This is a genomic window from Thauera sp. WH-2, from assembly GCF_048321015.1.
Classification (GTDB): Bacteria; Pseudomonadota; Gammaproteobacteria; order Burkholderiales; family Rhodocyclaceae; genus Thauera.
In genome coordinates this window covers 249,253-272,503 of the sequence record NZ_JBLWFG010000001.1, presented here as the reverse complement: position 1 = coordinate 272,503, position 23,251 = coordinate 249,253, and the positions used below count along the sequence as shown (strand labels likewise).

19 protein-coding genes and 2 tRNA genes are annotated in these 23,251 nt (G+C 63.7%); 12 read left to right on the top strand and 9 right to left on the bottom strand.

All coding sequences use genetic code 11. The features are described 5' to 3' along the window. The first annotated feature begins 23 nt into the window (after positions 1-23). From ACNKW1_RS01370 to ACNKW1_RS01360, 3 genes are read left to right on the top strand one after another with little or no spacing between them, the layout of a single operon-like run. Positions 24-2,315: a DNA translocase FtsK gene (locus tag ACNKW1_RS01370; RefSeq protein WP_418362806.1), complete on the top strand. Its 2,292-nt coding sequence runs from the start codon at positions 24-26 to the stop codon at positions 2,313-2,315. After that, the gene (gene lolA, locus ACNKW1_RS01365; RefSeq protein ID WP_418362805.1) at positions 2,312-2,974 is read left to right on the top strand and encodes an outer membrane lipoprotein chaperone LolA; all 663 of its coding nucleotides are present in this window, start codon (positions 2,312-2,314) and stop codon (positions 2,972-2,974) included. Before ACNKW1_RS01370 ends, lolA begins: the two co-directional genes overlap by 4 nt. A 10-nt stretch (positions 2,975-2,984) precedes the next feature. Then, positions 2,985-4,379 carry a replication-associated recombination protein A gene (locus ACNKW1_RS01360; protein WP_418362804.1) on the top strand — a complete coding sequence of 465 codons (1,395 nt, stop codon included), beginning with the start codon at positions 2,985-2,987 and terminating at the stop codon, positions 4,377-4,379. Here ACNKW1_RS01360 and ACNKW1_RS01355 read toward each other — a convergent pair. Continuing rightward, the gene (locus tag ACNKW1_RS01355; protein WP_418362803.1) at positions 4,376-4,639 is read right to left on the bottom strand and encodes a hypothetical protein; all 264 of its coding nucleotides are present in this window, start codon (positions 4,637-4,639) and stop codon (positions 4,376-4,378) included. The genes ACNKW1_RS01360 and ACNKW1_RS01355 overlap by 4 nt on opposite strands. Before the next feature lie 258 nt (positions 4,640-4,897). Here ACNKW1_RS01355 and serS point away from each other — a divergent pair, with 258 nt between their 5' ends. After that, positions 4,898-6,190: a serine--tRNA ligase gene (serS, locus tag ACNKW1_RS01350; protein ID WP_418362802.1), complete on the top strand. Its 1,293-nt coding sequence runs from the start codon at positions 4,898-4,900 to the stop codon at positions 6,188-6,190. A 66-nt stretch (positions 6,191-6,256) separates the two neighbouring features. Here the strand turns inward: serS and ACNKW1_RS01345 are convergent, their stop codons facing one another. The 8 genes from ACNKW1_RS01345 to ACNKW1_RS01310 all read right to left on the bottom strand — a co-directional run bounded on the left by ACNKW1_RS01345 (position 6,257) and on the right by ACNKW1_RS01310 (position 19,766). Then, the gene (locus ACNKW1_RS01345) at positions 6,257-9,382 is read right to left on the bottom strand and encodes an efflux RND transporter permease subunit (protein WP_418362801.1); all 3,126 of its coding nucleotides are present in this window, start codon (positions 9,380-9,382) and stop codon (positions 6,257-6,259) included. Then, complete coding sequence (locus ACNKW1_RS01340) at positions 9,379-10,578, bottom strand: efflux RND transporter periplasmic adaptor subunit (protein ID WP_418362800.1); 1,200 nt, start codon at positions 10,576-10,578, stop codon at positions 9,379-9,381. Before ACNKW1_RS01340 ends, ACNKW1_RS01345 begins: the two co-directional genes overlap by 4 nt. Positions 10,579-10,897: 319 nt before the next feature. Next, positions 10,898-10,974 (bottom strand) — tRNA-Arg (locus tag ACNKW1_RS01335). A gap of 54 nt (positions 10,975-11,028) precedes the next feature. Beyond that, positions 11,029-11,105, bottom strand: a tRNA-Arg gene (locus ACNKW1_RS01330). Between the two features lie 667 nt (positions 11,106-11,772). Next, the gene (gene dmeF, locus ACNKW1_RS01325) at positions 11,773-12,759 is read right to left on the bottom strand and encodes a CDF family Co(II)/Ni(II) efflux transporter DmeF (protein WP_418362799.1); all 987 of its coding nucleotides are present in this window, start codon (positions 12,757-12,759) and stop codon (positions 11,773-11,775) included. Between the two features lie 6 nt (positions 12,760-12,765). Then, positions 12,766-13,044, bottom strand: coding sequence for a metal/formaldehyde-sensitive transcriptional repressor (locus ACNKW1_RS01320; RefSeq protein WP_418362798.1), 279 nt, complete (start codon positions 13,042-13,044; stop codon positions 12,766-12,768). A gap of 371 nt (positions 13,045-13,415) precedes the next feature. Beyond that, positions 13,416-16,739 carry an EAL domain-containing protein gene (locus ACNKW1_RS01315; protein ID WP_418362797.1) on the bottom strand — a complete coding sequence of 1,108 codons (3,324 nt, stop codon included), beginning with the start codon at positions 16,737-16,739 and terminating at the stop codon, positions 13,416-13,418. A gap of 60 nt (positions 16,740-16,799) precedes the next feature. Then, positions 16,800-19,766, bottom strand: a complete 2,967-nt coding sequence (locus tag ACNKW1_RS01310) for a Tn3-like element ISPa38 family transposase (RefSeq protein ID WP_003100881.1) — start codon at positions 19,764-19,766, stop codon at positions 16,800-16,802. 158 nt (positions 19,767-19,924) lie between these two features. On the opposite strand from ACNKW1_RS01310, the gene ACNKW1_RS01305 reads away from it, so the two are divergent. The 8 genes from ACNKW1_RS01305 (at position 19,925) to ACNKW1_RS01270 (ending at position 23,188) form a co-directional block, all read left to right on the top strand. Then, the gene (locus tag ACNKW1_RS01305) at positions 19,925-20,215 is read left to right on the top strand and encodes a nucleotidyltransferase family protein (RefSeq protein WP_001247892.1); all 291 of its coding nucleotides are present in this window, start codon (positions 19,925-19,927) and stop codon (positions 20,213-20,215) included. Beyond that, positions 20,212-20,598, top strand: coding sequence for a DUF86 domain-containing protein (locus tag ACNKW1_RS01300; RefSeq protein ID WP_003100872.1), 387 nt, complete (start codon positions 20,212-20,214; stop codon positions 20,596-20,598). The genes ACNKW1_RS01305 and ACNKW1_RS01300 overlap by 4 nt, the downstream gene beginning before the upstream one ends. Before the next feature lie 15 nt (positions 20,599-20,613). Then, the gene (locus tag ACNKW1_RS01295; protein WP_003154411.1) at positions 20,614-20,787 is read left to right on the top strand and encodes a hypothetical protein; all 174 of its coding nucleotides are present in this window, start codon (positions 20,614-20,616) and stop codon (positions 20,785-20,787) included. Positions 20,788-20,834: 47 nt separating this feature from the next. Further along, positions 20,835-21,191, top strand: a complete 357-nt coding sequence (locus ACNKW1_RS01290; protein ID WP_003465043.1) for a cupin domain-containing protein — start codon at positions 20,835-20,837, stop codon at positions 21,189-21,191. A 254-nt stretch (positions 21,192-21,445) separates the two neighbouring features. After that, a complete protein-coding gene (locus ACNKW1_RS01285) occupies positions 21,446-21,772 on the top strand; it encodes a hypothetical protein (protein WP_003100858.1) in 327 nt (108 codons plus the stop codon). Then, complete coding sequence (locus ACNKW1_RS01280; RefSeq protein ID WP_003100856.1) at positions 21,769-22,269, top strand: hypothetical protein; 501 nt, start codon at positions 21,769-21,771, stop codon at positions 22,267-22,269. The genes ACNKW1_RS01285 and ACNKW1_RS01280 overlap by 4 nt, the downstream gene beginning before the upstream one ends. Next, entirely contained in the window at positions 22,266-22,637 is a 372-nt protein-coding gene (locus ACNKW1_RS01275; protein WP_003100853.1) for a hypothetical protein, read from the top strand. The genes ACNKW1_RS01280 and ACNKW1_RS01275 overlap by 4 nt, the downstream gene beginning before the upstream one ends. Next, complete coding sequence (locus ACNKW1_RS01270) at positions 22,631-23,188, top strand: recombinase family protein (protein WP_003100847.1); 558 nt, start codon at positions 22,631-22,633, stop codon at positions 23,186-23,188. Before ACNKW1_RS01275 ends, ACNKW1_RS01270 begins: the two co-directional genes overlap by 7 nt. Positions 23,189-23,251: the final 63 nt, after the last annotated feature.

The following is a 23,251-nucleotide window of genomic DNA, read 5'->3' as shown; positions in this document are numbered from 1 at the left end:
AGCCATCCCGGTGCCCCGATTCGATGTTGTCCCGCTCGTCTTCCCGTTCGCAGCCGTTGCCGGAAAAGATCTCCTTGCTGTTGCAGGAGGCACGCTGGCTCATCCTCGGGGTGATGTCGCTCTACGTCGGACTGATCCTGATCGGTTACAACCAGGCTGACCCAGGTTGGTCGCATGCCTCGGATGTGGCCGGGGTGTCCAACCCCGGCGGGCGCTTCGGAGCCTGGCTCGCCGACCTGCTGCTGTATCTGTTCGGGGTCTCGTCCTGGTGGTGGGTCGTCTTCCTTGGCTACAGCCTGCTTTGGGGCTTTCGCCGCATCAAGAACCAACTTGAGCTCGACCGCCGTTCGTTCGCCTTCGTCATGGTCGGGTTCCTCGTTGTGCTGCTTGCAAGCAGCGCGCTGGAGTTCCTTCGTTTCCATTCCCACGGAGCGGCCGTTCCGCTCGAGCCCGGTGGACTGCTCGGCATGGAGATCGGGCGCGCCACGCAGCGCTACTTCGGCTTCACCGGGGGGACACTGCTTCTCCTGACCCTCCTTGCCACGGGGCTTTCGGTATTCACCGGAGTCTCCTGGATTGCGGTGGCGGAGCGCACGGGGCTCGGGCTCGAACAACTGGTGGTCGGTACCCGGCAGGCATGGCTGAGCTGGCAGGACCGGCGCATGGGGCGCGAAGTTGCGCAGAAGCGCGAAGCCGTGGTGCAGACCCGTCGTCGCAAGGTGGAGAAGGAGGCGCCGGCGCCCTTGCGCATCGAGCCTGCGGTCGTGGCGGTGGTGCGATCGGATCGCGTCGAGAAGGAGCGTCAACAGACCCTGTTCGAGGACGCCCCGGAGGGCATGATTCCACCCGTGGGGCTGCTTGACCCGGCAAGCGGCGGTGTCGAGCCGCCTTCGGCCGAATCGCTCGAGTTCACTTCCCGCCTGATCGAGACCAAGCTCGCCGACTTCGGCGTGGAGGTCAAGGTGCTTGCCGCCTATCCCGGCCCGGTGATCACCCGCTACGAGATCGAGCCAGCCACCGGAGTGAAGGGCAGCCAGGTGGTGAACCTCGCCAAGGATCTCGCCCGAGCGCTGTCCCTGGTGTCGATCCGCGTGGTCGAGACCGTGCCCGGCAAGTCGTGCATGGCGTTGGAGTTGCCGAACCCGAAGCGACAGATGGTGCGCCTGTCGGAAATCGTCGGTTCCAAGGTTTATCAGGATGCACATTCGCCGCTCACCGTAGTGCTCGGCAAGGACATCGGCGGTCAGCCGGTGGTGGCAGACCTCGCCAAGATGCCGCACCTGCTTGTGGCCGGCACCACCGGCTCGGGCAAGTCGGTGGGCATCAACGCGATGATCCTGTCGCTGATCTACAAGAGCGAGCCCGAGCGCGTGCGGCTGATCATGGTCGACCCGAAGATGCTCGAACTCTCGATCTACGAGGGCATCCCGCATCTGCTCGCCCCCGTCGTCACCGACATGAAGCACGCGGCCAATGCGCTCAACTGGTGCGTGGCCGAGATGGACAAGCGCTACAAGCTGATGGCTGCGGTGGGCGTGCGCAACCTGGCCGGTTTCAACAAGGCGGTGCAGGAGGCACGCAAGGCCGAGAAGCCCCTCACCAACCCGTTCTCGATCAGCCCGGAGAACCCTGAGCCGCTCGAGCAGCTGCCCTATATCGTGGTCGTGGTCGACGAGTTGGCCGACATGATGATGGTGGTCGGCAAGAAGGTGGAAGAACTCATCGCTCGCCTCGCGCAAAAGGCGCGCGCCGCCGGCATCCACCTCATCCTTGCCACCCAGCGCCCCTCGGTGGACGTGATTACGGGCCTGATCAAGGCCAACGTGCCAACGCGAATCGCTTTCCAGGTGTCGAGCAAGATCGACTCGCGCACCATTCTCGACCAGATGGGTGCGGAGACCCTGCTCGGCATGGGCGACATGCTTTACCTTGCGCCCGGGACGGGGCTGCCTGTGCGGGTGCACGGTGCATTCGTCGCGGACGACGAGGTGCACAAGGTGGTCGATCACCTGAAGAAGGCCGGTCCGCCCGATTACGTCGAAGGCATCCTGTCGGCGTCCGAGGACGAGCTCGACGGCATGGCCGGTGGGGGCGAGGGCGATGCCGATGGCGAAGCCGACCCCCTTTACGATCAGGCAGTCGAAGTCGTGGTGAAGACGCGGCGCCCGTCCATCTCGCTCGTGCAGCGACACCTGCGCATCGGCTACAACCGCGCCGCACGCCTGATCGAGCAGATGGAGCGGGCCGGGCTGGTGTCGCCGATGGGCAGCAATGGCAACCGTGAAGTGATCGTTCCCGCAAAGGACAGTGAATGAAGACCGGCTACCGCTTCTCCGGCGCGCTCGCGAGTGCTGCGCTGCTTGTCTCCATGGCAGGCGTTGCCTTTCCGGCGTTTGCCGCCGATGGCATCGCACAGCTGCAACGCTTCGTCTCCGCCGTTCAGAGTGCCGAGGGCGAGTTCGAGCAGGTGGTGACCAGCCAGTCGGGACGGCGCCCGCAGGAAGCGAGTGGCAGCTTCGCGTATTCGCGCCCCGGGCGCTTCCACTGGGAGTACGCCGCACCCTACCGGCAGGTGCTCGTGGGTGACGGGCGCTCGCTCTGGTCCTGGGACCCGGACCTCAACCAGGTCACGGTGCGAGAGATCGGCGACGCACTGGGCGCGACACCGGCCGCAATCCTGTTCGGCAGCACGGCGCTCGAAGATGGCTTCGAGCTCGCGGAGGGCGGAGAGCTCGATGGTCTGGCCTGGGTCGATGCGCGTCCGAAGAACCAGGAGAGCGGCTTCGAGGCCCTGCGCATCGGTATGGCGAATGGCGAATTGCGACGCATGGAGATGCGTGACCACTTCGGGCAGACGACCGTGATCCGGTTCCTTCGCCTGCGCGCCAACCCGGTGTTCGATGAAGACCGCTTCCGTTTCTCGCCGCCGCCCGGCGCCGATCTGATCGGCGAAGCGCCGGGCGTCACGCGCTGAACCGGCGCGCATGAGCGACCTTTTCGACGCGCTCGAGCCGCCGCGCGTCCCGCTGGCGGAGCGCATGCGCCCGCAAACGCTGGACCAAGTCGCGGGGCAGGCGCATCTGCTCGGCCCCGGCAAACCGCTGCGCCTGGCCTTCGAAGCCCGCAGACCGCACTCGATGATCCTGTGGGGTCCGCCGGGCGTGGGCAAGACCACGCTCGCGCGGCTGATGGCGGACGGCTTCGATGCGGAGTTCGTGGCACTCTCGGCGGTGTTTTCCGGCGTCAAGGAAATCCGCGAGGCCATCCAGCAGGCTCAGGCGGCGAAATCGAGAGGGCGGCATACGATCCTTTTCGTCGACGAGGTGCACCGCTTCAACAAGGCCCAGCAGGACGCCTTTCTGCCCTATGTCGAGCAGGGGCTGGTGACGTTCATCGGTGCCACCACCGAGAACCCGTCCTTCGAGGTGAACTCGGCCCTGCTGTCACGGGCGGCGGTGTACGTGCTGGAGTCGCTCGATGCGGCTGCGATGAGGCTGCTGTTTGAACGTGCGCACGCGATGGCCTGCCCGGACCTCGTGTTCGAGGACGACGCGCGCGAGCGCATTGTCGGCTTTGCCGATGGCGATGCCCGCCGGCTTATGAACCTTGTTGAACAACTCCAGGTGGCCGCCCAGACCGCGGGAGCCGATACGATCACTGCTGCTTTTGTCGACGCTGCGCTGTCGCGAGATTTGCGCCGCTTCGACAAAGGCGGCGAGGCCTTCTACGACCAGATCTCGGCACTGCACAAGTCGGTGCGTGGCTCGAGCCCCGATGCGGCCTTGTACTGGCTTTGCCGCATGCTGGACGGTGGGGCAGATCCGCTGTATCTGGGGCGGCGCATCGTTCGCATGGCAATCGAGGACATCGGCCTTGCCGATCCTCGTGCCCTCGAGATTGCGCTCAACGCTTGCACTACGTACGAACGGCTGGGGTCGCCCGAGGGCGAACTCGCGCTGGCGGAGGCGACCCTGTTCCTCGCCTGCGCCGCAAAATCGAACGCGGCCTACAAGGCCTACAATGCCGCCCGCGCCTTCGTCGCACGCGATGGCTCACGCCCGGTGCCGCTTCATCTTCGCAACGCTCCCACCAAGCTGATGAAGGCGCTCGAGTACGGCAAGGCCTATCGCTACGCGCACGACGAACCCGACGCCTACGCCGCGGGCGAGAATTACCTCCCGGAAGGCATGACGCCACCCGGCTGGTACGCGCCCGTGCCACGCGGCATGGAGCTCAAGATCGCCGAAAAGCTCGCCCGTCTCCGCGAACGCGATGTGGCCGCATCCGCAAAGGCAACAGGAACGAGGCCCGGCCAAGGTGTCGGTCAGGCCTCGCCGAAAGGGCCGCCTCGTGGAAACGAGCCGGACGAGGAGCCCTAATGGGGGAGTGGGTGATCCTGCATGAAGCGGGCGCAGACCTTGGCAGCGCGCTCGGCCTTGCCGTTATCGCCGCACGCGTTGGCACGCTCGATCAGGTCGAGCATGAAATTGGTCAGCACCATGACGCCCTCCGGCGTTTGCACCATGCCGCAGCACACCTGCGCGGCGGCTGCATCAGGAATGTCCTCATGTTCTGCGATGAGAGCGATCTCTTCCTCGGTCAGGTCGCAGTAGTCGAGACAGTCGCGAATCGATAGCATGCCGAACTCCTCCAATGATGTGCCGTCTGTTGCGGCTTCATATCTCCTTCAAGGATAGTTGACGTTCCGGCGGCTGCAAGTTCGATACATCTTGCCCTGCAGTGCTCCGGTTCCGATTGCCCAGTTTTATCCAGGCCCGGGTCAGACGACCCCTTCAGGCGCATAGAGTCATTTGAAAACAGATATTTGCAGAGCACGCGCCGCCTCCGCTTCTGCAGCATCGAGAGTATTCGTTTCGCAACGTTCAGGATCCGATTCATGCTAGACATCCAGTTACTCCGTACCCAGCTCGACACCGTCGCCGCCCGTCTCGCCACCCGTGGCATGACGCTGGATACCGCCGCTTTCCAGGCGCTTGAGGATGAGCGCAAGCAGCTACAGACCCGCACGCAGGAACTCCAGGCTCGCCGTAATGCGCTGTCCAAGCAGATCGGCATGCTGAAGGGCAAGGGTGAGGATGCGTCGGCAGTGATGACCGAGGTGGCTCAACTGGGGGACGAGCTCAAGGCTTGCGAGCAGGCGCTTCCGCCCTTGCTCGAGCGCATCAATGCCTTCCTGGCCACGCTGCCGAACCTGCCGCAGGAAGATGTCCCGATTGGGGAGGACGAGCACGGCAACGTGGAAGTGCGCCGTTGGGGCACGCCGCCCACCTTTGACTTCGAAGTGCGCGATCACGTGGATCTTGGCGCGCCCCTTGGACTGGATTTCGAAACCGGCGCCAAGCTTTCGGGCTCGCGTTTTGCCTTCCTGCGCGGCCCGGTGGCGCGTCTGCATCGCGCCCTCGCGCAGTTCATGCTCGATACGCACACCCGCGAGCACGGGTACACCGAGTGCTACACGCCCTACATCGTCAATGGTTCGGCGCTGTTCGGTACCGGACAACTGCCCAAGTTCAAGGAAGATCTGTTCTGGGTGCTGCGTGGCGGCGACGAGGAGGGGCTCGAGCAATACCTGATTCCGACCGCGGAGATCACGCTCACCAACAGCGTACGCGACGACGTGCTTGCGTTGGACCAGTTGCCGATCCGCCTGACTGCGCACAGTCCCTGCTTCCGCTCCGAGGCGGGCAGCGGCGGACGGGATGTACGCGGCATGATCCGCCAGCATCAGTTCGACAAGGTCGAGATGGTGCAGATCGTGGAGCCGTCGAAGAGCAATGAGGCGCTCGAGCAGATGGTTGGGCACGCGGAGGCGATCCTGCAGAAGCTCGAGCTGCCGTACCGCGTGATCACCCTGTGCACCGGAGACATGGGCTTCGGCGCGGCGCGGACCTACGACCTCGAGGTCTGGCTACCGGCGCAGGATACCTACCGCGAGATCTCCAGTTGCTCGAACTGCGAATCCTTCCAGGCCCGTCGCATGCAGGCCCGCTTCAAGAATGCGCAGGGCAAGAACGAACTGGTGCACACGCTCAACGGTTCCGGCCTTGCTGTCGGGCGCACCCTGGTCGCGGTGCTGGAGAACCATCAGCAGGCGGACGGATCGATCGTGATCCCGAAGGCGCTTGTGCCGTACATGGGTGGAGTGGAGCGGCTCGAAGCGCCACTCTGACCTTCGGCGGCGTTCATGCGCATTTGGCAAAGGGGGCGCAGGCCCCCTTTGTTGTAGAGCCCGCGCTTATGCAGGGCCGGAGGTGCTCGCGGTGGCGACTGACCTGCGCATCGCCATCCAGGCGCGCGCACTCTCGAGCAGCGACAGCAATGCGGGCACGAAGAAAAGCACCAGCAGGGCCGAGAAACCCAGGCCGAATGCGATCGAGGTCGCCATCGGGATGAGGAATTGCGCTTGCAGGGACCGTTCGAACAGCAGCGGCGTGAGGCCTCCGATCGTGGTCAGCGAGGTCAGCAACACTGCCCTTAGCCGGCCGCAGGATGCACCCACGAGCGCATCGTGCAGGCTTGCGCCCTTGTGTTGCAACTCCTTGAACAGCGACACGAGGATGATCGAGTTGTTCACCACGATGCCGGCGAGGCCGAACAGTCCGAACATGGACAGGATCGTCAGGTCGATGCCCAGCACCCAATGGCCGAAAATGGCGCCGGCCAGCCCGAGCGGAATCGCCGACATCACCACCAGGGGCCAGGTCCAGGACGAGAAGGACCACACCAGGACCAGGTAGATCAGGCCGAGGCCCAGAACCAGTCCGTCGCGCATGTCGGCCATGGTCTCGCGCTGGTCGGCGGAGCGCCCCTCGAAGCTGAAATCGAAATCGTAGCGTTCGGCAAGCGCAGGCAGTGTGTTGCGTTCGAGTTCGGCTTGCACGGTGTTCGCGTTGCTTACGCTCGGATCGACGGCAGCTGAAACTTCCACCGCGAGCCGCCCTTCTGCATGGCGCAAGGCTTCGAAACCCCGCCGAGCCTCCCAGCTCGCGACCGTTGCCAAGGGAACGAATCGCCCATCCGGGAGGCGGACGGTGATGCGCTCGAAGACGTCCAGGCGATAGCGCTCGGAATGCGGCAGCATCACGCGTACCTCGAGTTCGTCGCGCCCGACCTGCACCAGTTGTGCGAGCGCACCGTCGAATGCCGCGCGCAACTGCTGGCCCAGGCTCTCGGTGGTCAGGCCGAGTGCCTCGCCGGCTGGTGTCAGCCGGTAGATGAGCTGTTCGCGGCCATAGGGCATGTCGTCCTCCGTCTCGCTCACGCCGGGGATGCTGCCCAGGGTTTCCGCAAGCTCCAGTGCCGCCGCCTTCAGGGTGTCGGCATTGTCACCGGTGAGCCGGATGTTGATGTCGCGCCCCGGCGGGCCTGACTGCCGCGCAGTGAAGGTCAGCAGTTCGAGCCCCGCCACCGGCGGCAGCTTCTCGCGCCACTTTGCCAGGAAGTGCTCGTTGCGCACCTCGCGCGCGTCCGGCGGGGTCAGCTCGACCATGATGCCGGCGAGCTGATCGCCACGCGCACTGCTGCCGGAGCCGCTGCTGATGGTGCCCCCCAGTCGCGCCACCGCGGTTTGGATGAGCCCTCCGCCAAGTTCCGCCTCGGCTGCATACAGAGCCTGCTCAAGTTGGGCGAGGAAGGCTTCGGTGTGCGCACGCGGCGTGCCCGCGACGAACGTCGCGTTGGCGAAGACGACCTGACCCTCTGGCGTGGGAAAGAACACGAAGCCGATGCGCCCCCCGACGATGAGCCCCACCGCGAGCACCATTGCCGCCAAGCTGATCGCCACCGTCGCACTCCGCCAATGCAGCGCGCGCTCGACCAGGCGTCTGAAGGGGCCGTCGCGAAAATGTGCGAACCCCGCATCGAGCCGATTGCGTAGCGCGGAATGCTTGAGTGCCGCGTCGCCGGCAAGCGCTACGCGCAGGTGAGAGGGCAGGATCAGGAAGCTCTCGAGCAGGGAGGCGGTGATCACTGCGACCATCACGAACGGGATGTCGCCAAGGATGTTGCCGATGATCCCGCCGACCATCATCAGCGGCAGGAAGGCCGCGACCGTGGTGAGCGAGGCTGCGACCACTGGCCAGAGCATGCGCCGGGCTCCGCCGAGTGCGGCCTGCGCGGGGCCTTCGCCCATGTGGCGGTGGGTGTCCGCATCCTCGCTGACCACGATGGCATCGTCGACGATGATGCCCAGCGCCATGATCAGCGCGAACAGGCTCATCATGTTGATCGTGCCGCCCAGCATGAACATCATCGCCAGCGTGGCCAGGAAGGCGGTGGGCACCCCAACCATGACCCAGAACGCGACTCTCGCAGGCAGGAAGAAGTACAGTACGGCGACCACCAGCAGCAGTCCGGAGACGCCGTTGGCTACGAGCAGTTCGATACGGTCACTGATCAGCTGCCATTGCGCGTCGAATACCTCCAGCCGGATCGAAGGTGGAAGGGCGGGGCGGGTCGTTTCGAGCCAGGTGTCGAGTACCCGGGCGGCCTTCAGGGAATGGCCCGTCTCGCTGCGTTGCAACTGAAGTTCGACCACGGTGTCGCCGCGCTCGAACAGGGCGAGTTCGTTGCTGCGCGGCTCGCGCTGGATGCGGGCGATTTCACCGAGGCGGACGAGCCCATGCTCATCGCTGGTGACGGGCAGAGAGCCGAAGGCCTCGGCGGTGCGCCGTTGTTCCAGGCCGCGAATTTCGCGCGCGCCGTCGGCCTGCCCTGCAATGCCTGCGGGGACATCGCGTGCAAGCTGGTTGATCCGGTCGCCCACCTGGACGAGCGACAGGCCGAGCGTTTCCAGCGCCGCGGACGGAATCTCGATGGCGATGCGCTCCTCAGGCAGGCCCGTGATCGTCACGCGATCGATGCCCGCCGCAAGCAACTCGCTCTCGAAGCGCCGCACCCACGGCCTGAGCTCCTCCACACTGCTGCCGCGCACGAGCAGCCGTGCAATCGGCTCATAGCGGGAGACCCGGCTGACTTCGGGGGTTTCCGCGTCGCGAGGGAGGTTGCGGAACTCATCGACGCGCTGACGGACCTGGTCGAGCGCGGTCAGCGCTTCGGTGTCCTCCTCCAACTCCAGGGTGATGCTCGATACCCCCTGCGCCGACGTGGAGCTCATGCGTTTCAGACCGTCCACGGTCTTGAGCCGCTCTTCGAGCGGCGCCGTGATTCCGGCCTCCACGTCTTCCGCCGCCGCACCGCTCCACACCACCCGCACGGAGATCACGTCCAGTTCGAAGGTGGGGAAGAACTGCACGTTCATGCGCGTGACGCCGAGAACGCCGAGCACGAAGGCAAGCAGCATCAGCACGTTGGCGGCAACCTTGTGTCCCGCCAGGCGTTCGAGCAGGCTCACATGCTTCATTGTGTCGCCCCGTCGCCGACCACCTCGACTGCCAGGCCGTCGATCGCATGGGGAAGGTGGGTGCCGAGAATGCGCTGGTCGTTGGCCAGAAGCACCCCCTCGTCGCGCGGGCGAACGAGCAGGGTGAGCACGTCGCCCTCTCGTCGCTCACCGGCGCGGATCACGGGCAAGGCACGCAGTCTGCCGCCGTCGATCAGATAGAGGCGATCGCCGCCGTGCAGGGCCGAAGGCGGTACCGCAAGCACCTGCGTGGCGACGGGGCGCTCGAGTACGGCGTTCACGAAGGCCCCGATCGGGACCCGGCTGGCGTCCTCCAGCCTGAGCAGGACTTCCACTCCGCGCGCATCGGCTTCGCCGCTGATGCGCTCCAGTCTTGCGAGGAGGGGGGTGGTGCCGAACGCCGCGCGTGCTTGCAGCGCCTTGCCGCCCGCCAATGCCGCACGTAACTCCTCGGCGTAGATTGCCGGCACCCGGGCGCGCAGGTAAAGGGCGTCCGATGGATAGAGGCTGAGTATGGTCTGCCCTGTCTGCACCTGATCACCGGCCGCTACCTCCACCCGCCCGATCCGCGCAGGAAAGGGGGCAGTGATCGCCCCGCGTGCGGCATCGCGCTGCATCTCCAGCAGCTTCGCCTCCAGTTGGGCAAGCCGGGAAGGGTGTTCAGCAATGGCCTGCTCGCGCTGGGTAAGGGAAAGACGCACGCGGGCGAGCTCTTCCCGCGCTTGATCAAGCGCGCTCTCCGCCCCCAGGCGGGCATTCTTCAGGCGTTCGAAACGCTCTACCTTCGCCTGCGAAAGGCTGAGCAGGGTTCGCTCCTGCTGGATCGCCCGTTGATCGTGCTGGTGCCGGATGCGCTCGCGTTCGACCTCCGCAGCGGCTTGTGCAACGCGGGGTTCGAGGTCGCTTGGATCCATGCGGGCGAGCACCGTCCCTGCCTCGACCCGGTCGCCGTCGCGCACCCGCACGTCCAGCAGCCGCCCGCCGACCGGCGACGCAGCGCGCACGCGATCAGGTGCTTCGATGCGACCGTACAGGACCAGGGTCGGCGCAAGGTCAGTCGGCGTGAGCGCGTGCGCCTCGACACGCCACACCCGTTCGCGTGCCTCGACCGTGGGGGCCGCGGGCTTGGTTGCGCGCAGAAAGGCGAAACCCGCAATCGCCAGGAGGAGGATGAGCAGGGGGAGGGCGCGACGCATGGTGGGGGCCTTGGGTCTGTCGTTTTTTATTAGAGGGCGCTTATTTTAGGCCTTTGATGCGCCCAGCGCGAACAGCTTCGTTTCCGGGGCCGGGTCGAGGCGGTGCGATGGCGTGAACGTCCGGTTCTTGAGCGGCAGGGAGTGAGCAGGGGTGCGGATTCCGTTGCCGCAGCGCGCAGGGATCCGGCCAGGCCGGGCGTGCAGGGCCCGGTGCCGATGAAGGCGGGCAGAGAAAAGGGCGCGGCTTGCGCCAGATAAGGGCGCGGCTTGCGTCAGATGTACGAAGGGCCCGGTCCATGGACCGGGCCCTTCTGATGTCTGGCGCGCCCGGAAGGATTCGAACCTCCTACCCCCTGGTTCGTAGCCAGGTACTCTATCCAGATGAGCTACGGGCGCGTAGCCGAAATCGTTTTGAGCCTGAAATCGGAAAGGCTTTTCCACAATGCGTTGTGGCGCGCCCGGAAGGATTCGAACCTCCTACCCCCTGGTTCGTAGCCAGGTACTCTATCCAGATGAGCTACGGGCGCTTTGTACTGCGTCACTGCGAAGGACCGGCATTATAACGACTAATGCCACGACTTCAAGTGTTTCGTGGCGAAGACGGTTGGAATGGATGGGTCAATAAACTTTCGTATAAAAAACAATTGTTTACTGATATACATCGATTCCGTGTATCACCATCTTGTTACACCAGAACCAACAGCGGTCGCCACTATGCCAGCTATGGCGCCCTGACGCAAGCGCTTCCTGGCTGCTTCCTGGCTGCGGCTTCCTGGGCGCCGCTGGGTCGTGTCGTACGCGCCCACGACGGAGGCCGAGCGACGTCCTTCACACGTATTGCCGGCGATTCATGCAGTCCGCCTGGCAGCACGGAGGGGAGGATTCAATCCTCTTGGCGGGTGTCGCCCTGGTCGTCATCGTCGCCGACCACTGCATCGACGCCCGCAACTGCGATGTCGACTGTGGTCTCCACTGCACTTGCCGTAACGCTGACCGCGGTCGCAGCTACCGAAACGGCGGCCCCGGCAACGGTAACAACCGCGCATCCGTGCAGTCCGAAAGCAAACAGGAAAGCGGAGATGAGCGGGCCCACCCCGAGCCGGCGCGCGCAGGGTGGTGCCGAAGTGCAGTCGTCCTGATCAGATGGCAGCCGAGCGCTTCGGTGACCGTGGTGATCGAGTAGGGGAGAGCGCCTCATCCACCCGCTCCGGCAAGGTTTCCCTGCAGGCCGTCGCGGTGATGAATCTCGATCGTGGAGTGGACGATCTCCTCATGCACTGCCAACCGCGCGCGTATCGCCCCGGGGGTGAGTCCGGCATCCTTTGTGACCACCGCGATCGCGCATGAGTATGCCTCCTTGCCAACGCGCCAGACATGAAGGTCGGTGATCCGCGTATCGCTCGCTTCCGGGCCGGATTCGACCACTTCGTGTATCTCGGCGACGACCGGGTGATCCATCTCGCGGTCGAGTAACACCCTGCCTGTCTCCAAGAGCAGGCCCTTGGCCCAGATGGCGACCAGCACTGCACCGACGATGCCCATCACCGGATCCAGCCAGGACCATCCGTAGATCCACCCCCCGACGAGTGCCACGATAGCCAGCACGGAGGTGGCCGCATCGGCGATGACGTGAAGGTAGGCGGACTTCAGGTTGAGGTCGTGATTGTGGCGTTCGTTGCCGTGATGAGGATGATCGTGCCCGTGCGGGTGGCCGTGCCCGTGATGATGCGCCTTGCCCAGGATGAGCGCGCATACGAGGTTGACCGCCAGGCCCAGGATGGCGACCGTGATCGCCTCCTTGTACTGGATGGGTTGCGGCGACACGATGCGTTCGATCGAACCGATGACCATCATCGCGGCCACGCCGAGCAGGAAGATGGCACTGGCAAAGCCGCCCAGGATCTCGATCTTCCAGGTTCCGAATGCGAAGCGGGGGTCCTTCGCGTAGCGTCGCGCAGCCGCATAGGCCAGCGCGGATAACCCAATTGCGAAGGCGTGCGAACTCATGTGCCAGCCGTCCGCCAGCAGCGCCATCGAGTTGAACCACCAGCCGGCGGTGATCTCGATGACCATCGCCGCTGCGGTGATCCACATCACCACCCAGGTGCTGCGTTCGGCAAGCGCGTTTCCGGTATCGAAGACGTGTTCGTGCGTCCAGGCCGAGAGGTTGTCGGTATGCATGGGGGGTCACTTGAGATAGGTGCGCAGGACGCCGATCAGCTCGTCGGCGCCCTTGGTGCGCTCGGCGGCGTCGGTGATTGCCGGGTCTGCGATGTGGGTGCGAACGTGCTCCTCGAGTACCTCCGCCATCAGGCCATTGGTGGCGCCGCGCACGGCGGCGATCTGGTGCAGGATCTCGGCGCACTCCCTCTCGGCCTCGAGCGCGCGCTCGAGTGCTTCGACCTGGCCGCGTATCCGTCGGACACGGGCCAGCAGTTTGGTCTTGTCACGGATGGTGTGGCTCATGTAAGAACGCGATAGATAGTATAGGGGGGTAGGGTATTCAAATAACGTGGTTCTGTCCAGGGGCAGCGCTGGGCGGTGCAGAGCGGGGAGGTCAGTCCCAATCGGAGTTGCAGTGTGCAGATGCGCAGGACAAGGGCAATCACGTCAAGCGGACGATCAGCGAGTAGGTCATCCTGTCATTTGCGCCGCTGGGTTTGAGTCAGGAGCTTGAAGACGAACTCACCGACATGTTGCTCGTGCAAACGCGCGGAATCCTGAGACTGTTTCAGGAGTCCGACGACACCGTCGAGACGCTCGCCGGGTTGGTTCGGCGGCTGGAAACAGTGCTGAACCAGACTTGACGTCCACCTGAAGTGGTCCGCAGCCATGTTTCATCGATCCTTGGCTGCATGTGCAGAGATGAAGGCATAGCAAAACGGCGGATCGTCGGCAAGGTCGAAGAAGCTCAAACTGCGTTTCTGCCGGGCAGTGAGATCAGCGTTGATTCGGTCATGGTCGAGCGTTAGCAACACCATGCCCCAGTCCGTGAAGGTACGTCGATGCATGGGGCCTTCCGCCACGATCCGAAAATCACGATGCCGAACATCGCTGCGGATGCGTTCGCTCAGCGCCAGTACGGTTTCCTTTGTGCCTTCAAGGAGTTGAATGAACTCCCCATTCTTGTATAAGAGGGAGCCGGAGATGCCATCCCGCCGGTTCCTCTGCTGGAACTGGAGCATCAGCGCAGAAACGTCATCCTCGGACATGGGCTGGGTGCTACGGCTCACGTAGATCAGGAAATAGAGTTCCGTTTCGGCAGCGCCGCCAGGCTGGAGGATCTCGTGTTCGAACGTTTCGACAAAGGTCTTCTCAGCCAGGGGGCGGTGGAAGAAGTAACCCTGGATCATTTCGCAGCCGTAGGTGCATAGCTCCCGCCTCTGGCCGGCGTTTTCCACGCCTTCTGCGACCAGTTTCAGGCCCAGGGAACGCCCGATTCCGATGACTGCGCGGATGATGGTCCGGCTCTCCTCGTTCTTCTCGATGCCGTCGACGAAAGCTCTGTCGATCTTCAGGACATTGACCGGCAAGCGGGTGAGTTGTGCAAGCGAAGAGTAACCGGTTCCGAAGTCATCCACCGCCACGCGCAGACCAATATCCGCAAGACGACGGAGGATGCGCAGGTTCGCCTCGACGTCGGCCATCAGCGATGTTTCGGTGATCTCGAGCAGCAGGCGTTTCGGGTCGGCGCCGGTCTCAAGCAAGATCGCAGAAAATTCATCCACCAGGGTGGGCTCGTTCAACTGGCGAGCCGAGACATTGACGGAGACGTAGGGGGCCGCCTCGCCCCAGCGGTGCCGCCATTCTGCCTCGGCGCGACACGCTTCCCGGAAGACCCACAAACCGATCGGCACGATGGCACCGGTCATCTCCGCAATGGGGATGAAGGCCGCAGGCGAGATTGCACCGCTGTCCGGGTTCCAGCGCAGCAACAATTCGGCGCCCGCAATGCGCCCTGTCTCGGCGTTGACGATGGGCTGAAACAGGGCAGAGAGCTCCTGTCTTTCGATGGCGGTGCGCAGACCATTGATGATGGTGAGGCGCTGTCGAGCCTGCTCCTGCAGCGTTTCGCTGAAAAACTGCCAGCCGTCGCGACCGCGTTCCTTGACCGTATACATCGCGGTGTCGGCATAGCGCAGCAAGTCGTCTGCAGAATGGTTGATGCCGTTGCCGATGGCAACGCCGATGCTCCCCGAAACGAAAAGATCCGTACCCCGAAAAGGTACGGGCTGACGCACGATGTCGTTCAGTCGAGCAGCAAGCACGGACATGTTGATGGGTTGTTCGACCTTCTCGCAGAGGATGACGAACTCGTCACCTGCAAGGCGGGCAACGGTATCGCCGGGGCGCACCTGCTCAAGCAACCGGCTGGCGATCGCCTTCAACAGTTCATCGCCCGCTTCATGGCCGTGGGCGTCGTTGATCAACTTGAATCCGTCGAGGTCCAGGAACAACAGCGCGATGCTTTCACCGCTGTGTCGTGAGCGTTGCAGGGCGTTGCACAGGCGCTCGTGGATCAAGGCCCGGTTCGGCAGTCCGGTCAGGACATCATGGGTGGCGCGGCGGGTCAGTTCCTCCTCCGCCCGCTTGCGCTCGGTGATGTCGCGCATGGTGACGACCAGTAGCCCGACGTTGCCATCGTGAAACTTTGCAATCGAAGCTTCGAGCGGGAAAAAGCTGCCGTCCTTGCGGTAGCCAATGACTTCATTGCGTCCGCTCATCCTGCGCTCGTTCTCGGCGCTATCTACAAAGGCCCTCAGGAACTCCGCATGACGCTGCCGGAGGTGGGGCGGCAGCAACTGGTGGACCGACATGCCGACCAGCTCATCCTCGAGATATCCGAAGAGGGCTTGCGCGCTGCGATTCGACTCGCTGATGACGCCGTCGTTGTCGGTCGCGACGATCGCCATGTCGGCGATTGAGAGGATATGTTGGGCGGCATCGACGCGTCCCCGTGCTCGAACCATCTTCTCGGCGAGGTTGCCTGCCAGAGTGGGGGATGGTCGGGACTCCCTGAGCACGACGGGCTGAGCTGGGGTCCGGTATCGATCGGGTATCTGCGGCGGGATCTGGCCGAAATTCTGGATGATCCTGAAGCTGCCGTCGGCACTGCAGCAGGCCAGAACACTGTTGACCTTCGCGTGATGCGTGGCAGCGTCCATTTCCACAACGCCTTGCGGGCCGCTGACAGAGACGTGCTCAAGCGCACCGACCAGTGCATCGGCTGATACGCTGCCGGCGGCCTCAGCGGCGCGGGCGAACGCGTGCACGCACAGGTATGCGCCTTCACCGAAATTGGTCAGTACGCCATTGCCATCCGGCCAGATGCCGGTAATGCCCGGCTGTGCTGCGAGTTGCTGGAGGTAGTTTCGGTTGGATGTGGTCTCCAGTGACATGAAGTACGTATTGCTGGAGTAGAGCCCCTCGCGCACTTCGGGTGCAAGCTGGCTTGCGAGCATCTCGTCGAAGTGGCCCATCACCACCGCCATGCGCCGTTTCAGTCCGGCAGCCGCAAATCGCGTGAGCAGGGTCAGCTGATCCTGACCGGCAAAATAGGGCACAAACACATCCGCGCCAGAGCGGGCAACTTCGGCCAGCAAGTGATCGATTTCCTCGATACTCGCGCCCAGGGGAAGGTAGCGCTCCGCGACAACGTCGCCATCCAGCGCCTGAAGCGACCGCTTTGCGGCGTCGACAGATCCTCTCGGCCATTCGTAGTTATTGCCGGCAAAAAACATCTTCAGACCGAAGCATCGCGCCATGAAGGGGATCATCTTGTCGATCTGCTGATTCGGCAGCGCGGCAAAATTGAAAAAATACGGGCTACTGATGCTTCCTTCGTAAAACGAGAAATTCAGCAGTGGAATCTGCCGGGGCTCGGCGATCTGGGTTGCAACGGCAATGCGGGAGTTTGACAGCAGGTTACCGATGAATGCGACGCAACGATGTTCGTCGACGAGCCTCGCGGCCGCTTTCAGTGCGGTGTCCGGCAGGCTGCCATCGTCCTCGATGACCAGCTTCAGCGGCCGGCCAAGGACGCCACCGGTTTGATTGATTTCTGCGCAGGCGATGTGGGCGGCAGCAATAATTTCTCGGCCGTAGAGTCCGACCATCCCTGTTATCGGAGGCATCAGACCCAAGCATATCGGTTCGATCATCTGAATGGCATAAAAAGGCGTGATTTAGGGGTCGTCTCAGAAAACGGAAAATAAAGCACGCTAAGCCGGTTGCAGCGGCCGTAGCGGCCTGAACTTGCCCGCGCCGATCTTGGCGCTGCTGCGCCAGAGGTAATCGCCGGTCAGGTTGATGTGCTCCCAGCCGAGCGGCGACAGGTACTGCAACAGGCCGTCATCGACGGCTTGACCGTGGCCACGCAAGGCGTTCGCGGCCCGCTCCAGATAGACCGTGTTCCATAGCACGATGGCCGCCGTCACCAGGTTGAGGCCGCTGGCCCGGTAGCGCTGCTGCTCGAAGCTGCGGTCGCGGATTTCCCCCAGGCGGTTGAAGAACACGGCGCGGGCCAGCGCGTTGCGCGCCTCGCCTTTGTTCAGCCCGGCATGCACGCGGCGGCGCAGCTCGACGCTTTGCAGCCAGTCCAGGATGAACAGTGTGCGCTCGATGCGTCCCAGCTCACGCAGGGCGACGGCCAGGCCGTTCTGGCGCGGGTAGCTGCCAAGCTTCCTGAGCATCAGCGAGGCCGTCGCCGTGCCCTGCTTGATCGAGGTGGCCATCCGCAGGATTTCATCCCAATGGGCGCGGACGTGCTTGATGTTGAGCGTGCCGCCGATCATCGGTTTCAACGCCTCGTAGGTGGCATCGCCCTTCGGGATGTAGAGCTTGGTGTCGCCCAGGTCACGAATGCGCGGGGCGAAGCGGAAGCCCAGCAGGTGCATCAACGCGAAGACGTGGTCCGTGAACCCTGCCGTGTCGGTGTAGTGCTCCTCGATCCGCAGGTCGGATTCGTGATACAGCAGGCCGTCGAGCACGTAGGTCGAGTCGCGCACGCCGACGTTCACGACCTTGGTGTGGAACGGCGCGTACTGGTCGGAGATATGGGTGTAGAACGTCCGCCCTGGGCTGCTGCCGTATTTCGGATTGATGTGGCCGGTGCTCTCGGCCTTGCTGCCGGTGCGGAAGTTCTGGCCGTCCGACGATGACGTGGTGCCGTCGCCCCAATGCTCGGCGAAGGGATGTCGGAACTGCGCGTTGACCAGCTCGGCCAGTGCCGCCCCGTAGGTTTCGTCGCGGATGTGCCAGGCTTGCAGCCAGGCCAGCTTGGCGTAGGTCGTGCCGGGGCACGATTCCGCCATCTTGGTCAGGCCCAGGTTGATCGCGTCGGCGAGGATCGTGGTCAGCAACAGGTTTTTGTCCTTGGCCAGGTCGCCTGACTTCAGGTGGGCGAAGTGCCGGGTGAAGCCCGTCCATTCGTCTACCTCCAGCAGCAATTCGGTGATCTTGACGTGCGGTAGGATCATCGCCGTCTGGTCGATCAGGGCCTGTGCGGTATCGGGCACCGCCGCATCGAGCGGCGTGATCTTCAGGCCCGACTCCGTGATGATGGCGTCCGGCAGCTCGTTGGCCAGCGCCATGCGGTTGACGGTGGCGAGCTGCGTTTCCAGCAGCGTCAGCCGGTCATGCAGGTACTGGTCGCAATCGGTGGCCACGGCCAGCGGCAATTCGCTGGCCTGCTTGAGGCTGGCGAATTTCGCGGGCGGCACCAGGTAGTCCTCGAAGTCCTTGAACTGGCGCGAGCCTTGCACCCAGATGTCGCCGGAGCGCAGCGCGTTCTTCAGCTCCGACAGCGCGCACAGTTCGTAGTAGCGCCGGTCGATGCCGGTGTCGGTCATCACCAGCTTCTGCCAGCGCGGCTTGATGAACTCGGTCGGCGCGTCGGTGGGCACCTTGCGGGCGTTGTCGCTGTTCATGCTGCGCAGCACCTCGATGGCGTCGAGTACGTCCTTGGCGGCGGGCGCGGCCCGCAACTTGAGCACGTCGAGAAATTCCGGCGCGTAGCGGCGCAGCGTGGCGTAGCTCTCGCCGATGCGGTGCAGGAAATCGAAGTCCTCGGGTTGCGCGAGCCGCTGCGCTTCGGTGACGCTCTCGGCGAAAGCATCCCAGGACATGACGGCCTCGATGGCGGCGAACGGATCGCGGCCCGCTTGCTTGGCCTCGATCAGCGCCTGGCCGATGCGCCCGAACAGCCGCACCTTGGCATTGATCGCCTTGCCGGATGCCTGGAACTGCTGCTGATGCTTGTTCTTGGCGGCATTGAACAGCTTGCCCAGGATGCGGTCATGCAGGTCGATGATTTCGTCGGTGACGGTGGCCATGCCCTCGATGGCGAGCGCCACCAGGGTCGCGTAACGCCGCTGCGGCTCGAACTTCGCCAGGTCGGCGGGCGTCATCTGGCCGCCCTCGCGGGCGATCTTGAGCAGCCGGTTCTGGTGAACCAGCCGCTCGATGCCGGAGGGCAGGTCGAGCGCCTGCCACGCCTTGAGGCGTTCGATGTGTTCCAGCATGTGCCGCGAGTTCGGTTTGACCGGGGATTGCCGCAGCCAGGCCAGCCACGTCGTCTTGCCGTTGTCGCGGCGCTTGAGCAGATCGTCGAGGCGACGGCGATGCACGTCCGTCAGCGGCTCAGCCAAGGCGTCGTAGAGACGCCGGTTGGCGCGGGTAATCGCTTCGGCGCTCGCCCGCTCGACGGCGTTGAGGGCGGGCACAATGACCGACTGCCGCCGCAGGTGCTCGATCAAGGCTCTGGCCAGCACGATGCCCTTGTCGGTTTGCATGGCCAGCTCGGTCAGCAACTGGACAGCCTGCCGGTAGTGGCCAATCGTGAACGGCTGGAAGCCGAACACCGTTTGCAGCTCGACCAGGTGCTCGCGTCGGGTCTGCTCACGCTGCCCGTACTCGTCCCAGCTTTCGATGCCGACCTTGAGCTGGTTGGCGACCAGTCTCAGCAATGGCGGGAACGGTGGCTCATCAGCGCCAAGGATGACGCCGGGAAAGCGCAGGTAGCAGAGCTGCACCGCGAAGCCCAGCCGATTGGCCGGGCCGCGCCGCTGCCGGATGATGGAGAGGTCGCTTTCGCTGAACGTGTAGTGACGGATCAACTCATCCTTGGTGTCCGGCAACGCCAGCAGGCTTTCGCGCTCGGCGGCGGAGAGGATCGAACGGCGGGGCATGCGGTTTCCTTCTTCTTGAAAACGTAGGTTTGTGACAAGCCCGCCAAGGCAACCGGCGCGGCACGGGAATCAAGGCATTGCGATTCTCGAAAATAGTTCTTGAAATTCTATTCTTGATTGCATATCATCTCAACGAGTTTCGATAAGAAAGGATGCGCATGCGACCGTCTGTTGTGCTTGACATGAAGCGAAGCGCAGTGCGTGAAGCGGTAGGCCGCTTTCGCGCCGCGAACCCGCGCGTCTTCGGCTCGGTGCTGCATGGCACCGACCGGGATGGCAGCGACCTCGACCTGTTGGTCGATGCGCTGCCCGGTGCCACGTTGTTGGACTTGGGCGATTTGGAAGAAGAACTGAAATCGCTGCTCGGCGTTGACGTCGATCTGCTGACTCCCGGCGACCTGCCGCCGAAGTTCCGGGCCAAGGTGCTCGCGGAGGCGCAACCGATATGAGCGAGAACCGCCTGCCCGATTACCTCGACCACATTCAGCAGGCCGCAACCGATGCGCGCAGCTTCGTGGAAGGGATGGCCAAGGACGACTTCTTGGCCGACAAGCGCACCCAGCAGGCCGTCATCATGAGCCTGATCGTCATCGGCGAGGCGGCCACAAAGGTGATGGATGGCTACGTCGAGTTCACCCAGGCGCATGCCGACGTGCCGTGGCGCAGCATGCGCAATATGCGTAATCGCATGGCTCACGGCTATTTCGACATCAACCTCGATGTGGTGTGGGAGACGGTACAGGAATGGCTGCCGGCGTTGCTCCAGCAATTGCCCGCCGTGCGTCAGGATGCCGACGATGAAGACCGTAACGACAAAGGCATGGAGCCATGACCAATCAAGCCGCCGATGTTCGGCCCCTCTGGCGTGTTCGATCCCGCGACCTATGAGCCGCGCTCGGGCAAGACCTTCTGGATGGCCGCAACGGACGTGAGTTCGCTGGTGGGCAAGGAGGCAGCAGCCGACACGCTCATCGGCAACTGCACGACCGCACGACCAGCCTCCCGTTCAAATTCGAGTTAGAACTCATATCCAGCCTGTCTGGGGGCACTGTGAAAGAGGGATCTCCGATGACTGTTGAATCGAGAATATTTTCTGTAGCCGAGTATGTTCAGCCGTCCGAAGGCGAGCCTATTCGTTCCGTTGTGCTTGAAACCCGAGACTCAATTATCGTGGTTTGGCATGTCCATCCCGGGCAGGAAATTGCGGCTCACATTCATCCTCACGGCCAAGACACGTGGACTGTTTTGTCGGGAATGGCTGATTACTTTCAGGGCAATGGGATTGTTCGTGCCCTCAGGGAAGGTGAGATAGCCGTGGCAAGACCGGGCCAAGTGCACGGGGCGCGAAATACAGGTACCGAGCCATTTGTGTTCGTCTCGGTTGTGGCATCAGCCAATGCCGGTTTCGTATTGGCTGAGCGATAGAGCCCAATCTCTGGAGTTGGTCCAATGAGCGGTCGGGGAGATAGGTAACAGACATGCAGCGGACACGGCTGCTAAACCAGGTCGCAAACCTCCTTGCGTCGCAGCGTGCCGCAAGCGACGCGATCAATCGAATGGGGTCGGCATGAGACTGAACACCATCCAGTTCCCGACCGCGTAGCCGCCTGTCCTGCCGATCAGGTCTTGACCATCGACGCCTGGGATCAGTCCTGAATGTTCTTGGAGACCACTACGTTATGAGCCGCAGCCGCCGCAAAACACCCATCGTCGGGCACACGACCTGCGGCAGCGAGCGCGAGGACAAGAAGCTCTGGCATCAGCGCTGGCGCACCCGTGAGCGCACGGCGCTGACCAGCGCGTCGCCCGAAGCCCTGAGCGCCCATCTGCCCCTGCTGGAAAACCAGGCCAGCAGCGTCTGGTCGATGGGCAAGGATGGCCGCTCCTACTGGCCCGTCAAGCGCCAGGCCGCCACGGCGGATCGCATCGCCAATCACAAGGGACGCAACCCGCAAGAACGCGCCTCCCTGAAAAAGCGCCTGCTGCGCAAGTGGATGAGCAAATGAAGCTCTCCTTCCATCAGCACATTGCGCTGTTCTGGATGATCGGTGCTCCGGGCGTCTTCGCGCCCGTGATCGAGAACGCCAAGCGGCCCGATGCCGGCGCCGTCATGGCGTGGGGTGTCGCGATCGTGGCGGTGATGATCCTCTTCACCCCTTTGCTGCTGCGCTGTCCACCATTCCGGCGCTGGTATGGCCGGACGGATGCGCTGTCGGAGCGGCAGCGCCAGGCGCTTGCCGAGCGCGGCCTGCGCCGCTACTACCAGACCGCTTTCGATGACGGCTACGTGCCCCGCGTGATGCCCTACGTGTGGCGCATCATCTGGACGGTCGGCGGGTTGATGGCTGTGACCGCCGTACTGCCTACCAACACCGGACGGCCAGCCTTCGATGCCTTGGTGGTCTTCTCGACCTGGTATCCGATAGGCGTGATGCTGCTGGTTTTCGCGTCGAGGCCCCTTGGCCGGTTGATTCGCCAAAGAGCACAGGAGCGGCGGAAATGAGCACGTCAACCATCGAGGCGCTGGCCAGCGCCTGGGCAAGGATTGCCGAGGAAGCGGAATTCCCCGCTGACTACGAGGGGACTGCCACACCACAAGCGCATCGGGCTAGCGAAGCTATTCAGGAGCAGATTCGGGAGCGCATCGTCGCCACCAACGACATGCGGCTGTTCAGCCTGCTGCACCTGCTGGGTCAGGCGTCGCTGCGCATGGAGCAAGCGCTGTGGCCGGAGGATTACGAGCGGATGACGCGCGAGGTTGAGGAAGCCCTGCGGCAAGCCACCGACGCCAACGCCAGATCGTACACCCACGAAGAAGTGATGCAGGCGATGCAGGAACGCATCGACCGGGCGCGAGACAAGCCATGTTGATTGGCTATGCGCGCGTCTCGACGCAGGATCAGAACCTGGAGCTGCAACGCGAAGCCTTGAGCAAGGCCGGATGTAAAAAGGTCTTCGAGGACAAGGTGAGTGGCACGCGGGCAGACCGGCCTGGCTTGGCCAAGACGCTCGAAATGCTGCGCGAAGGCGATACTTTGGTCGTCTGGAAGCTCGACCGGCTGGGCCGGTCGGTCAAGCAACTGGTCGATCTGGTCGGCGATCTGCACAAGCACGGTGTCCAGTTCAGGAGCCTCACCGACTCCATCGACACCGGCACACCATCCGGGCGGTTCTTCTTCCACGTCATGGCGAGCCTTGCCGAAATGGAGCGCGAGCTGACCGTCGAGCGCACCCGCGCCGGGCTGGAAGTCGCCAAGCAGCTCGGCCGCAAAGGCGGCCGCAAGCCGAAGATGACCGACAGCAAGATCGAGTCGGCCAAGAAGCTGCTGGCCAGCGGGGTGCCGCCCAAGGACGTGGCCAAGAACCTCGGCGTGTCCATTCCGACGCTGTACCGCTGGGTGCCAGCCTCCACGCACGCTTAGCGTGCTTTATTTTCCGTTTTCTGAGACGACCCCTACTATTACTTCACGAGCAAGGAAGCGATC

Coding starts and splice junctions, on each gene's coding strand:
- ACNKW1_RS01370 (WP_418362806.1), top strand. CDS start 24: ATGTTGTCCCGCTCGTCTTCCCGTTCGCAGCCGTTGCCGGAAAAGATC.
- lolA (WP_418362805.1), top strand. CDS start 2,312: ATGAAGACCGGCTACCGCTTCTCCGGCGCGCTCGCGAGTGCTGCGCTG.
- ACNKW1_RS01360 (WP_418362804.1), top strand. CDS start 2,985: ATGAGCGACCTTTTCGACGCGCTCGAGCCGCCGCGCGTCCCGCTGGCG.
- ACNKW1_RS01355 (WP_418362803.1), bottom strand. CDS start 4,639: ATGCTATCGATTCGCGACTGTCTCGACTACTGCGACCTGACCGAGGAA.
- serS (WP_418362802.1), top strand. CDS start 4,898: ATGCTAGACATCCAGTTACTCCGTACCCAGCTCGACACCGTCGCCGCC.
- ACNKW1_RS01345 (WP_418362801.1), bottom strand. CDS start 9,382: ATGAAGCATGTGAGCCTGCTCGAACGCCTGGCGGGACACAAGGTTGCC.
- ACNKW1_RS01340 (WP_418362800.1), bottom strand. CDS start 10,578: ATGCGTCGCGCCCTCCCCCTGCTCATCCTCCTCCTGGCGATTGCGGGT.
- dmeF (WP_418362799.1), bottom strand. CDS start 12,759: ATGCATACCGACAACCTCTCGGCCTGGACGCACGAACACGTCTTCGAT.
- ACNKW1_RS01320 (WP_418362798.1), bottom strand. CDS start 13,044: ATGAGCCACACCATCCGTGACAAGACCAAACTGCTGGCCCGTGTCCGA.
- ACNKW1_RS01315 (WP_418362797.1), bottom strand. CDS start 16,739: ATGATCGAACCGATATGCTTGGGTCTGATGCCTCCGATAACAGGGATG.
- ACNKW1_RS01310 (WP_003100881.1), bottom strand. CDS start 19,766: ATGCCCCGCCGTTCGATCCTCTCCGCCGCCGAGCGCGAAAGCCTGCTG.
- ACNKW1_RS01305 (WP_001247892.1), top strand. CDS start 19,925: ATGCGACCGTCTGTTGTGCTTGACATGAAGCGAAGCGCAGTGCGTGAA.
- ACNKW1_RS01300 (WP_003100872.1), top strand. CDS start 20,212: ATGAGCGAGAACCGCCTGCCCGATTACCTCGACCACATTCAGCAGGCC.
- ACNKW1_RS01295 (WP_003154411.1), top strand. CDS start 20,614: ATGTTCGGCCCCTCTGGCGTGTTCGATCCCGCGACCTATGAGCCGCGC.
- ACNKW1_RS01290 (WP_003465043.1), top strand. CDS start 20,835: ATGACTGTTGAATCGAGAATATTTTCTGTAGCCGAGTATGTTCAGCCG.
- ACNKW1_RS01285 (WP_003100858.1), top strand. CDS start 21,446: ATGAGCCGCAGCCGCCGCAAAACACCCATCGTCGGGCACACGACCTGC.
- ACNKW1_RS01280 (WP_003100856.1), top strand. CDS start 21,769: ATGAAGCTCTCCTTCCATCAGCACATTGCGCTGTTCTGGATGATCGGT.
- ACNKW1_RS01275 (WP_003100853.1), top strand. CDS start 22,266: ATGAGCACGTCAACCATCGAGGCGCTGGCCAGCGCCTGGGCAAGGATT.
- ACNKW1_RS01270 (WP_003100847.1), top strand. CDS start 22,631: ATGTTGATTGGCTATGCGCGCGTCTCGACGCAGGATCAGAACCTGGAG.